Annotated in this window: 10 protein-coding genes; all 10 read right to left on the bottom strand. The window is 53.3% G+C overall.

The genetic code is table 11. The features are described 5' to 3' along the window. Positions 1–138: 138 nt before the first annotated feature. Positions 139–1,230: a 3-phosphoserine/phosphohydroxythreonine transaminase gene (serC, locus tag PSTEL_RS08770; RefSeq protein WP_179944929.1), complete on the bottom strand. Its 1,092-nt coding sequence runs from the start codon at positions 1,228–1,230 to the stop codon at positions 139–141. A 265-nt stretch (positions 1,231–1,495) separates the two neighbouring features. Continuing rightward, on the bottom strand, positions 1,496–2,920 hold the full coding sequence (gene glnA / locus PSTEL_RS08765) for a type I glutamate--ammonia ligase (protein ID WP_038694692.1): 1,425 nt from the start codon (positions 2,918–2,920) through the stop codon (positions 1,496–1,498). A gap of 284 nt (positions 2,921–3,204) precedes the next feature. Next, positions 3,205–4,248, bottom strand: coding sequence for a 3-deoxy-7-phosphoheptulonate synthase (aroF, locus tag PSTEL_RS08760; protein ID WP_038694691.1), 1,044 nt, complete (start codon positions 4,246–4,248; stop codon positions 3,205–3,207). A gap of 291 nt (positions 4,249–4,539) precedes the next feature. After that, positions 4,540–5,487, bottom strand: a complete 948-nt coding sequence (locus tag PSTEL_RS08755; RefSeq protein WP_038700448.1) for a 4-hydroxy-3-methylbut-2-enyl diphosphate reductase — start codon at positions 5,485–5,487, stop codon at positions 4,540–4,542. Between the two features lie 73 nt (positions 5,488–5,560). Further along, positions 5,561–7,027 carry a sensor histidine kinase gene (locus PSTEL_RS08750; protein ID WP_038694690.1) on the bottom strand — a complete coding sequence of 489 codons (1,467 nt, stop codon included), beginning with the start codon at positions 7,025–7,027 and terminating at the stop codon, positions 5,561–5,563. Continuing rightward, positions 7,028–7,717: a response regulator transcription factor gene (locus PSTEL_RS08745; protein WP_038694689.1), complete on the bottom strand. Its 690-nt coding sequence runs from the start codon at positions 7,715–7,717 to the stop codon at positions 7,028–7,030. Positions 7,718–7,818: 101 nt separating this feature from the next. Further along, a complete protein-coding gene (locus PSTEL_RS08740; protein ID WP_038694688.1) occupies positions 7,819–9,483 on the bottom strand; it encodes a S1C family serine protease in 1,665 nt (554 codons plus the stop codon). Positions 9,484–9,734: 251 nt separating this feature from the next. Continuing rightward, complete coding sequence (locus tag PSTEL_RS08735; protein ID WP_038694687.1) at positions 9,735–10,397, bottom strand: response regulator; 663 nt, start codon at positions 10,395–10,397, stop codon at positions 9,735–9,737. Between the two features lie 18 nt (positions 10,398–10,415). After that, positions 10,416–11,489 carry a sensor histidine kinase gene (locus PSTEL_RS08730; protein ID WP_052098294.1) on the bottom strand — a complete coding sequence of 358 codons (1,074 nt, stop codon included), beginning with the start codon at positions 11,487–11,489 and terminating at the stop codon, positions 10,416–10,418. A 3-nt stretch (positions 11,490–11,492) separates the two neighbouring features. Beyond that, positions 11,493–12,653 (bottom strand): cell wall-active antibiotics response protein LiaF, encoded by a 1,161-nt coding sequence (liaF, locus tag PSTEL_RS08725; protein ID WP_052098293.1) that lies wholly within the window; start codon positions 12,651–12,653, stop codon positions 11,493–11,495. Positions 12,654–12,814: the final 161 nt, after the last annotated feature.

The following is a 12,814-nucleotide window of genomic DNA, read 5'->3' as shown; positions in this document are numbered from 1 at the left end:
CGGAAGGTCTTATAAAAGTATAGCAGCTATTGCTCAAAGCTAACATCGGCCATGCTTCTTAACAAGCGCTGAGGCTTCTACAGTACGCTTTCAGGCTGTTAGGTTAGGCTGTTAGCTTTGAAATAGAATTCGTATTGATTAGCCTTGCGTCTTCTGGAAATGGCTCATGAACTCTGTCAGTGCCTTGATGCTTTCGTAAGGAACGGCGTTGTAGATGGAAGCGCGAAGTCCTCCAACGCTGCGGTGTCCCTTGAGACCCACGAAGCCTTCCTGCTCCGAAGCCTTGACGAATTTCTTCTCCAGCTCTTCGGATTCCATCCGGAACGTAACGTTCATGATGGAACGGCTGCTCTGCTCCGCTACACCGCGGTAGAATCCTCCGCTGCCGTCGATGGCATTGTACAGAAGACCGGCTTTGTCGCGGTTCTTCGCTTCGATGCCTTGTAGGCCTCCCTGCTCTTCAATCCATTTCAGGACCTCGTTGACCATATAGATCGAATAGGATGGCGGAGTATTGTACAGAGAGTTGTTCTTGTAATGCGTGCTGTAACGCAGGATGGTCGGGATGTTGGAAGGAGATTCAGCGATCAGCTCTTCCTTCGCAATGACAACGGTAACGCCCGACGGCCCCAGGTTCTTCTGAGCGCCTGCATAGATCAATCCGAACTTGCTGACGTCGAAAGAACGGCTCAGAATATCGCTCGACATGTCGGCGATCAGCGGAAGGGATCCAGTGTCAGGGAACTCCTGGTACTGGGTGCCTTCAATCGTCTCGTTGGAAGTGACATGAAGGTATGCAGCATTATCGGCAGGCTTGATCGAAGCAAGATCTGGAATCGCCAGGAACTTCTTGTCCTCGGAAGTAGCCGCAACATGTGCGCCGCCAGCAATTTTAGCTTCCTTGAACGCTTTGTCGGCCCAGCTTCCTGTCAGCACATAGCTGCCGACCTTGCCTTCAGAGAGAAGGTTGAGCGGAACCATTGCGAACTGGGTCGTTGCGCCGCCCTGAATGAACAACACCTTATAGCCGGAAGGATTGCCCAACAGAGACAGCAGGCGTTCCTGTGCTTCGTTATGCACGGATTCATACACAGCTCCGCGATGCGACATCTCCATGATCGACATGCCCGTTTCCCGGAAATCAACAAATTCCGCCTGTGCACGCTCAAGAACTTCAAGAGGCAAGGCTGCAGGACCTGCGTTGAAATTGTATGCTCTCTTGCTCAAAATACTCCCACCCTTTCTCAACTTTCAATATCGTAATGATAGCAATAATCTGACATGGCAGCAAGTATAATTATTCACATGATTGTGTGAGTTATTCTGTGCCTATCAGCATCTTCCATTTGCCGCTTTAATGCGGCACATGAACAAAATCCTCTTCGATTTTACCACAAGTTCTGCGTTTAAAACATAGTGAAATGTTAATAAAATAGAAAAAAGAAGCCATGCCACCGATCGGTGAACATGGCTTCTTGCTGTTTATGCGCAAATCTTACAGGTCGAAATACAGGGAATATTCATGCGGATGAACACGAATAGCAACCGCTTGTGCTTCGCCGCGTTTCAGGTCAATGTAGTTGTCGATGAATTCTTTGGTGAAGACGCCGCCTTCAGTCAGGAATTCATAGTCAGCTTCCAGAGCGTCCAGAGCTTCGTTCAGGCTGCCTGGTACGCTGCGGATTTTCTCCTTCTCGGAATCCGGCAGCTCGTAGATGTTCTTGTCGAGCGGACCATAGCCCAGTTCTTGCGGATCGATCTTCTTCTTGATGCCGTCCAGACCAGCCAACAGCATTGCGGAGAAGGCCAGGTATGGGTTAGCTGTGGAGTCCGGAGTACGGAACTCGATACGGCAGCCCTTAGGCGTAACAGCTGCAACCGGAATACGAACAGCTGCGGAACGGTTGCCTTTGGAGAATACCAGGTTAACCGGTGCTTCATAGCCTGGAACCAGACGTTTGAAGGAGTTCGTGCTCGGGTTGGTCAGAGCGATCAGAGCCGGAGCATGGTACAGGATACCGCCGATGTAGTGCAGAGCGGTTTCGCTCAGGTTGGCATAAGCGCCTTTTTCATAGAACAGCGGAGTATCGCCGTTGAAGATCGATTGGTGAACGTGCATGCCGCTACCGTTGTCGCCGAAGAGCGGCTTCGGCATGAAGGTTGCAACCTTGCCATATTGGCGGGCAGTGTTCTGCACGATGTATTTGTAAGTCAGCAGGTTGTCAGCCGTCTTCTTGAGGGTATCAAAGCGGAAGTTGATTTCAGCTTGTCCGGCTGTTGCCACTTCGTGGTGGTGACGTTCGATCACGAGACCCGCTTCGGCAAGCAGACGACACATTTCACTGCGGATGTCCTGTTGAGTATCAACTGGAGCTACCGGTACATAACCGCCCTTGACGCGGACTTTATAGCTCAGGTTGCCGCCTTCGTCCTTGCGGTTGGTGTTCCATACTGCTTCTTCGGAGTCCACGAAGTAAGAGGAGCTGTTCATTCCGCTTTCGAAGCGAACGTCGTCGAAAATGAAGAACTCGGATTCAGGAGCGAAGAAAGCAGCCGTGCCTACACCGCTCTTCTGAAGGTATTCTTCGGCTTTAACTGCGATGCCGCGAGGGTCGCGCTCATAACGCTCGCCGTCAGGGGTGAAAATGTCGCACATAATGTTGAGCGTAGGGTGAGCAGTGAAAGGATCGACATATGTAGTGCTAGGATCCGGCATCATAACCATGTCAGATTCTTCAATACCGCGGAAGCCCGTAATCGAAGAGCCGTCAAATGCCACGCCGTTAACGAAAGTATCTTCGTCTACAGCATCAGCTGGCAAAGAGATATGATGGGCCCGTCCAGCCAAATCTACAAAACGGAAATCTACCCATTCGATGTTGTTTTCTTTGATCGTTTGCAACACTTTTTCAACCGACATGAAATTTTTCCTCCCCAAGTTCCGAACATTAAGCCGTACCCACTATGCAAATGTTCTCGGTTTTGATTTTAACTGTCGTCATTATAAAACTCAAACCTAACATCGTCAATCCTTATGTAAGGTATTTTTTAAGGTAATGTGAGATATTCTTACGCTTTGGTGAATTATTTCTCATCCCTTGATATGGCCTAAAAAAGCACGCCAAACAGCCTTTCCGCCGCCCTTTTTTTGCTCGGGGAAAAGCTGTTTGAACCGCTTATCTAAACCTCTTGCATTACCAGTAATTATACGACTGGAACAGCTACCTGGTTGGAGAATTTCTTGCCGACCAGCGGAGCCAGCTTCTCCAGATCGCGCAGCAGGTTATCGAACTGATCCGGGAACAGCGACTGTACGCCGTCGCCTGTCATGGAGTTGTCCGGATCGGTGTGCATCTCGATGATCAAGCCGTTCGCCCCAGCTGCCACCGATGCTTTGGACATCGGCTCAACCAGTTCGCGGCGGCCTGTGCCATGGCTCGGGTCAGAGATGACAGGCAGATGGCTGAGGTTCTGCAGAACCGGAACAGCGGACAGATCCAGCGTGTTGCGCGTGTAGGTCTCAAAGGTGCGGATACCGCGCTCGCAGAGCATTACATCGCGGTTGCCGCCGGCCAGAATGTATTCGGCCGCATTCAGGAATTCGTCGTAGGTGGCGCTGAAGCCGCGCTTCAGCAGCACCGGACGGCCGCAGGTGCCGAGCGCGCGCAGCAGGTCAAAGTTCTGCATGTTGCGCGTTCCGACCTGAAGGATGTCGGCGTATTCAGCGCAGACTTCGACATATTCCGGAGTCATGACTTCCGTGATGGTCAGCAGGCCGTGACGCTCGCCGGCTTCCTTCATCATCTTCAGACCTTCCACGCCTACGCCCTGGAAGCTGTAAGGTCCAGTACGCGGCTTGAAGGCTCCGCCGCGAAGCACCTGTGCTCCCGAGGCTTTGACCAGTCTTGCAATTTCGTTGATCTGCTCCGGTGTCTCAACGGCACATGGGCCGCCCATAATAACCAGATTCTCTCCGCCGATCTTCACACCCTTGATATCGATGATCGTATCCTCTGGATGGAAATCGCGGCTTGCCAGCTTGTAGGATTTCGAGATCTTAACTACATTCGCCACGCCCTTCATCTGACGCAGATGCTCGGCCAGCTTCGGATTAACGCTGCCGATCAGGCCGATTACCGTATGGTCCGCACCTTTCGACAGGTGAGCCTGAAGGCCCTCTTTCTCGATAACGGCGACGATTTCCTTGATTTGTTCCTCCGGTGTTTGATTGGATGTAATTACGATCATTTGATATTCCTTCCTTTCCGAACCTCACTCATTATATTAGTCAATCTTAATCGCTATTTCGCTACGACGCTTTTAAGCTTTTATGCTTTTAATCACTAAAGCAATATTATGATAATTTGCCCTGTTCGTCAACCCTTTCTCCAAAAATATTTGGAAGGTTGATAAATCCGTAATTCACCGATGCCTAAGTGCCTTGAGCGCACAGCTAATTTGACTCAAATATGCTAAAAAGTCCGCCCCGCTATCGGGGCGGACACATATCTTGAATCATAGACGCTCCAGCTTGGCCGCTTACACCTTCGTTTTGACCGGAGGCAGCAGCTTCGCCATATTGACCGTGCGTTTGATCTCCCAAGTAGCTGGATTCGCCGGGTCATATTGCTCCAGGTATGTGATAACCTCTTTCGTGATCGGCGTCGGCGTAGAGGCGCCGGATGTCACGGCCACCTTGCTGATGCCTTCCAGCCAATCCGGCTTAAGCTCCGAGACGTCAGCAATCCGATGGGCGGGAACACCCGCGATTTCCTCCGACACCTGAGCAAGCCGGTTGGAGTTGTTGCTGCGGGGATCGCCGACTACGATTACGAGATCAGCCTGTCCGGCCTGCTCTGCCACCGCTTCCTGACGGACCTGCGTCGCCATGCAAATCTCGTTATGGACCTCGGCGCCGGGGAAGGTCTCCAGCAATTTTTTCATAATATGCTTAATATCCCACTGGCTCATCGTCGTCTGGTTGGTAATCACGATCCGGGAGCCTGCTGGTAAAGACAGAGAGGAAATCTCCTCTTTCTTCTCAATCAGATGCACATGCTCCGGCGCGATGCCGACCGCGCCTTCCGGCTCGGGATGGCCTTTTTTGCCAATATAGATAATCTCGCAGCCCTCCGCGACCTTTTCATGAATCAGGTCATGAGTCCTCGTAACGTCGGGACAGGTAGCATCTACAGTCGTCAGCCCTTTGTCCCTTGCCTTCTTGCGCACCTCCGGCGACACGCCGTGCGCCGTGAAGATCACCGTGCCTCTGTCAACCTGATCCAGAATATCGAGACGGTTGCTGCCGTCTAGTGTAATGATGCCCTCGTCCTCGAAGGAGTTGGTGACGTGGCTATTATGGACAATCATGCCGAGTATATAGATAGGCCGGGGGAGATCGAGATTTTTGGCCGCCTGCCGCGCCATCACCATCGCGTCGACAACGCCGTAACAATATCCCCGGGGAGAAATTTTAATGACTTCCACTTTATCACCTGCTTTCTGCCGTCTGTAAATGTGAAAGACGTAGTCCGCTCCATTATACCTTATCCGGGAGCCCTTATTCCAGCGGAGCAGCAAAGAGAACAGGCAGCCAGATGATGAAGGTCGTACCTTCACCCTGCCGGGTAACTACCTCGACCGAACCGCTGTGCTCATCAATAATCCATTTGGCAATGGACAGCCCAAGTCCTGTGCCTTCCGTGTTCCCGCGGGACTCATCCGCCCGGTAGAAACGGTCGAAAATATATGGCACCTCGCTCTTGTCCATGCCAATACCGGTGTCCGAGACGCGGATGCCAACCTGGGACTGGTAGAGCACCGCATCAAACCTCACTTCTCCGGAAGGGGTGTATTTGAATGCGTTATCGATAAAGATGAACAGCATCTGCTGCAGATAATCCTTGTTGCCGGACACATATTTGCCATTCAGCAGCGATAGATCGCCTGTTATCCACTCTGCATCATGCGGCAGAAAGGCAGCGCGGCGGGCCACCTCGGTCATCAATGGCTCCAGCGCCACCGGCTCCTTCTCGAAGGTCCGGCCCGTATCGGCTCTGGCCAGAGACAGCATGTCAGCCACCAGTCGGCTCATACGCTTCGCTTCATCCGCAATATCGCTCACGGATTCGACCGACATCTGCCGGATTGCCGCTTCGTCCAGCGCCGGGTTCTCTCCCGGCTTCAATTCCCATACCTTCTGCAGCAGATCGATGTTGCCGCGAATGGTCGTCAGCGGTGTCCGAAGCTCATGCGAGGCGTCCGACACGAACCGGCGCTGGGCCGCATAGGAGTCCTCAAGTTCCTTGTAAATGCCTTCCATTCGCCCGATCATATTGTTAAAGGTGTGTATCAGCCGGCCGATTTCGTCCGGCGGTCCGTCATATTCAATCCGCACGCTAAGATCATTGCCGGTCTGAATGCCTTCGGCTGCCTCGATCACTTTACCGATCGGCGTCATGGACTTCCGTGCCATGAATAGGCCGAAGGTGAAGGCCGCGATCAGCGTAGCGAAAGAACCCGCAATCAGAATCGTCTTCAGACGTTCCAGCAGCTTGTCCTGGTCACCGGTATAGAAAGCGAGCTGCAGAACCGCCGCCGGATTATTGCTGTAATTCTCCGCGTCAATCCCCCACTGATATATGAGGAAACTGTAGCCACCGTAAGTGGCATGGACAAACTGCGCTCCGCCTTTAACCGCTTTAATCTGCTCACGGCTGGGCACGTCAAACTGCACATCCGCATTCTGCAGATTCCCGCTGCGGGTCAGCTTCTTCGAATCGTAAAAATACATTTGCCCATACACATACTGCATGTCCAGTCTCTTGTTGAACGTCAGATCCAGGGAACCGTCGTAGTTGATAGTCTGCTGCAGAAGTTCGGAACTTCTCGCTTGGAAACGCAGACGGTCCTTGAGGTCACCGTATGTGTTGAAGTAGAAAAAACCGTAAATCGCGGCTGAGAAGGCCAGCAACATAACAGCCAAAATCCCAGAATACCATGCAGTCAGCCGCAGCTTGATGGACATTTAGTTGTCACCTCTTAGAATATAGCCCGCTCCTCGGATCGTTTGTATGAGACGTTTGCCGCCATGCTCCTCCGTCTTCTGCCGGAGCATGGCGATATAAACTTCAAGTACGTTCGATTCACCGCTGTAATCATAGCCCCAGATTTTATCCATAATCAAATCCCTGGAGAGCACCCGCTTTGGATTCTGCATGAACAGGTGGAGCAGCTCGAATTCCTTCGCTGTCAGCTCCAGCCGCTTGCCGCCGCGCGTCACCTCGCGCGAATCGACGTCCAGTGTAATATCCTCGTACATGATCGCCTGCTCTCCCCCGCCGCTCTGCTCGCTCTTGCGGCGAAGCAGAGCTCTTACACGGGCCAGCAGCTCCTCCAGCGCAAACGGCTTCACTAGATAATCGTCGGCTCCGAGATCAAGACCCTTGACCCTGTGCTCCACCTCATCCTTGGCTGTCAGCATCAGAACTGGAACGCTGCTGCCGCCCTCTCTCAGTCTGCGGCATACCTCGAAGCCGTCTACCTGCGGCATCATAACATCGAGAATTACAACATCCGGATTGCTGTTCAGCACTGCCCGGAGGCCGTCGGCCCCGTTGGAAGCCGTCTTGATATCATAGCCCTCGAAAGCAAGCCCCCGCCGGAGCATGGAAATAATTTTCTCATCATCATCAATAATTAAAATAGTCGGTCGCATAAAAGATAAGCCCGCCCCTTTGTCCAATCATTTGGTTCTATTGTAGCAGTTCTTTAGACAAAAACGGAAGGGTTGCCCCTTCCGCTTGTTAACAACGGCTCTTACTGCTGCGACTGGCTCTGGGTCTTTGTGGTATCGAAGTCGTTCTTGTTGCCGATCGTCACGGGCAGATCCAGCTTCTTGCCGTCACGGACAACATTCAGCGTAATCTTGTCTCCGACCTTCTTGGTCTTGATGAAGTCGATCAATTCCTGGCTGGTCGCATACTTCGTGCCGTTGATGCCAGTAATGATATCGTACGGACGCAGGTCGGCGACATATGCCGGCGATTTGTAGATGATTTCGGCTACTACGGAGCCTTCCTTGATGTCCGTTCCCATCTGTTTCGCCACTTCATCGGTAATCGTCATCAGCGAAGCGCCGATGAACGGAACCGGTTCTTTCGGAATCGCCTGGTTGGCTTCCAGCTTGTCGACCACTTCTTTGATCTTGTTCACCGGAATCGCGAAGCCGATACCCTGAGAATCAGTGCTGACGGCGACGTTCATGCCGATTACCTGGCCGCTTTCGTCCAGCAGCGGTCCGCCGGAGTTGCCGGGGTTAATCGAAGCATCGGTCTGCAGCAGATCCGTGTAGTTGCGGGTGCCGCTGCCGTCTTCTTCGTTAATATCAATGCTGCGGCCCTTGGCGCTCAGTACGCCAGCGGTTACCGTATGGTCAAAGCCTTGCGGATTCCCGATTGCCACAACTTCCGCCCCTACCTTGATGGCATCGGAATCGCCGAGCGGTACGGTCGAGAAGTTGTTGTCGCCCTCAATCTTCAGAACGGCAAGGTCCAGATCCTTGCTGGAGCCGAGCAGCTTCGCTTCGTAAGGCTTCGAGTTGCCGTCAACCGTTACCTGGATCACATCCGCATTCTCAATAACATGTTCGTTGGTCAGGATATATCCGGCTTTATCATAGATAAATCCGGTTCCGATACCGTAAGGCGTCAGCTGTGAATCGGAACCCGAGCTGCTGCCGTTGTTCTGCTGCGAGCCCGAGGAATTGCCGCCGTATTGGTCGCCGAAGAAGAATTGGTAGAACGGATCGCTCATATTCGGGTTGCTCTGACTGCTTCTGGAGTTCGTCTTGACCAGAGTTTCGATCTTGACTACCGCAGGACCAGCTTCGTCCACGACACCGGATACGCCATTCGAGCCTGTAACGAGCTTGGTCGTTGTCGTAGACGGTTTGACATTGGCACTCTCATTGGCCGCCTGGCCTTGGGATAGAGCAGCCGTCGCCGCCTTCTCCTCATTCCCTGTGAACCAGTTGCCTTTGTCGGCAGCGAACATGGAGCCGGACAGCACCAGCATGCCAGCCAGGAAGGATATGACTGCCGTCCTTACCGGCTTCTTGGGCTTGCGGTTTTGATTATACTGCCAACCGCCGTCATTGCCGCCAGGTCCGCCGGTACCATTCCCGCCGTATCCGCCGCCGTAACCTGTAGGCCGGATCGAAGGATAAGGAACCGGCTTGACCGGCTGGGGAGGCGTTACCTCAACCCGTTCTGGTTCCCGGCGCACATAATGTTCCTCGCTGCCGGAATTTGGTTCGCTATGGTTAATGGATTTAAAAGGTCCATAAGAATAGTAATAGGAAGAGTTCGATTCGGATTCGGGAGACTGACCGCTGCCGTTCCATTCCCGATCCGGCTTCTGTCCTTCCATGCGACCCATGCGACCGTTGTCTTCTCCACCAAACTTGTTGTTGTTCTCGCTCATTGTTTTACCCTCCCGCGCTTTGTCCGTTCCGGACAGCTTTATCGTTGCTTTCTTGATTGTTATTTTGTACTGTAAACCTTAAATCGACATTAAAAACAATTTAAGCGTAGATAAAACATTTTCATAGGAATACCAAAACGCACAAAACCCGGCTTGCGCCGGGTTCTATTGGACAACTCCCGTCTGGGAGCGCTAGATTGCCAAAGAGGGTTCATAGAGAACTGTTACAGAAGAAGTTAATAGTGAATTGTTTACTGGCTGACCCAGCCCTTGCGGTGCGCATAAATAGCCAGTTGGGTCCGGTCCTCCAGCTCGCATTTCATCAGCAGGTTGCTGACATGCGTCTTGACCGTCTTGATGCTGATATGCAGCTCTTCCCCGATATCCTTGTTGCTCTTGCCTTCGGCGATGAGCAGCAGCACCTCCCGTTCACGCTCGGTCAGACCCGAAGAATCATCCTGGACCGTCCGCTGGCGGATGCCGCGGGTCAGCGCCTGGGACACGTCGCCGGTCATCACCGGCATGCCGCGGTAAGCCCCCTGGAGCGCGTAGATCAATTCCTCAGCCGAGACCGTCTTGAGCACATAGCTGACAGCGCCCGCTTCAATGGCGTCAACGACAAGATCATCCTCTAGGAAGCTGGTCAGAATGACGATCTTCAGGCCCGGGAACTCGGACAGTACCGCCCGGGTCGTCTCCACACCGTTCATGACCGGCATCATCAAATCCATCAGAACCAGATCAGGCAGCCCTTCCTCGCCCCCACGGCGAAGCATCTCCAGCGCTTCCCGGCCGTTCGAAGCCTCCGCCACCACATCGAACATCGGCTCCAGCATCAGGTAAGTCTTGAGCCCCATCCGTACCATATCATGATCGTCAACCAGCAGTATTTTGATTGCACCCGTATCACTCATATTTCCTGCTCCTCCCCTTTATGCTTCTTCCCTGTTCGCCGCTGAGTCCACAGCTGAAATCATCCGGCCGGGTTCTCCCTGGACGAACTTGGGGATATGTACGCGGATCGTGGTTCCCGCACCTTTGCGGCTGATAATCTCGACTTGTCCGCCGAGCTTCTCCGCCCGTTCCCGCATCGTCGACAGACCGTATGATCCCTGCTTGCTCTGCATGATTTCAAATCCCTGGCCGTCATCGCTGATGCTTAACACGACTTGACGCGGCCCTTCGCGCAGCGACAGGCTGACGAGTCTCGCGCCCGAATGCTTCACGATGTTAGCCATCGCTTCCTGAATGATAAGAAACAGCTGGTGCTCAATCGCCTCCGACAGCTCGCCCTGCAGCTCCAGCTCCTTCATGCCCTTCAGACCGTTCTGCCGGCAGTAATCCGGGAACCACTTCTCCAGCGCCTCGAACAGATCCCGGCCCTCCAGCTCGATTGGACGCAGCTGTGCGATCAGCGCGCGCATTTGCTTCTGCGCCATCTGCGACATCGTGATCAGCTGGTCCATGACTGTCCGGCCCTGGGTTTCGTTCCGCTCCAGCACCTTGGGCAGCGATGATGCAGACATATGAATGGCGAACAGCTGCTGGCTGACGGTATCATGCAAATCCCGGGCCATCCGCCGGCGTTCCTCTAGAACAGCGCTTTCGGATGCTTTCTCCTTCTCAATGACCTCCTGCTCGCCGAGGCGCTGCAGCAGCTTCATTTTATTCTCGACAGCATCCATCATTGTATTGAATTCATGGTACACCCGTGCAAAAGAAGGGTCGTCGCTGTCAGGCATCCGGACCGCTAGATTCCCTTTGGCAACCTGAAGCATGTTAATATCCAGGTGGTCGATCCCCCGCTGAATCCGCTGCACGGCCATATAGCCGATCACGGCGGTGAACAGCACGATGCCCAGGCAGAGATACACCCACATGCGGTAATCGACAACCCGGATATATCCCAGGCAGCTTCCTGCATACATCAGGACAGCTGTTACACTCCCGCATAGCAGGAAGTATAACAGCAGCACCCACTTCGTATTTTTAAATATAGTCCCCATCCGTCACCCCACCGTCTTAACTTTAATGTCGCCGATAAAAGCGCTGACGTTAATGCGGATTTTTTTGCCGGCTTCCTTATAATAAGGGGTTTTGTACTGAAGGCTGCTCATAAAGCCGCTTCGCGATTCGTTCAGCACATCCATGTCCCCGATAAAGGAGCTGCTGTTGACGGAAATACCGAGATCCATGTCGTCGGGAATGTAGACTTTGAGATCTCCGATGAATGCGGATAAATTGATCTTCGTCTCGCCGTATGGAATTTGGGCGTTGGTCAGATCGAGCACGGTATCGCCGATGAACAGGGAAATGTTCGTATGCTTCAGTTGAAAATGCTCGCGCCCCATGTGGATATCGCCGATAAAAGTGGAGCGGTTCGTCGTCTCCTTGTTATCGCCGTAATCCCAGTCCTGACCGTGACCGCTTCGCGCAGAAGCTCTCCGCTCATGGCGCTCCTGATGTCTGCGTTCATGGCGTTCCTCGCGTTCCTGATGTCTGCGTTCATGCCGCTCCTCGCGATCCAGCCTGCGGCGTTCAACCCATTCTTTCTTCTCCTGCCACGGGTCCCGCGGGCCTTGAAGATCCTCATCTTCCTCATCTTTACTCAAGTATTGGTCCCAGTCGGTGACATGGCGACGGCCTTCGTTATCGTATGAAACTCCGGAGCCGCCGCTCTTGCCATCCATGCGCGTATTTCCGAACTTGCGTTCAAACTCATCGTCCAGCGTCGACTCCAGCGGCTTCGGCGGCTCAATATCCTGACCTTCTCGCGGGAAGTAGTTCTGTGGCGCGGGAGGCGGGGGAGCGGGCGGCCCCGGACGACGCGGCTTGAAGATGACCTTGAGTCCGCCCAGGATCAGAGCAAGCGGGATCAGAAGTGTGAAGAAATCTCCGGCTGACAAATCAACGACATCCAGATTGTCGCCCAGGAAGTACAACCCGATCAGCAGCAGGATCAGCGGGCCGATGAAGGAGCCGCCCCTACCGTGCTCCAACCCTCTAAGCAGTCCCTGAATACCGAGAATGATCAGGATAACCGGCCAGAAGTCGGAGAACAGATCACCGATATCGTATGAAACATATCCCAACTGCCGAAGCAGGAACAGAACGCCGATGCCTATAAGGATCAGACCGCCGAACACCTGGCTGGCTACTCGTCTTCTCATCTGCAACTTCTCCTTTGATTTAGTGTGTTCTTCCGTCTTATGAATCCAGTGTACAACAAGCATCCTGCTTCGAACAGCGCCGGGGGATGGAAAGCCGGCTCGGTCCCGGGACCGAGGGTCTGGAAGTTCCTAGAATGAGGCCCTTAGAAGAGGCGGACAGT

It is taken from the genome of Paenibacillus stellifer (assembly GCF_000758685.1).
GTDB lineage: Bacteria > Bacillota > Bacilli > Paenibacillales > Paenibacillaceae > Paenibacillus_AQ > Paenibacillus_AQ stellifer.
The sequence above is the reverse complement of the archived record's forward strand: the minus strand, read 5'-3'. Positions and strand labels throughout refer to the sequence as shown.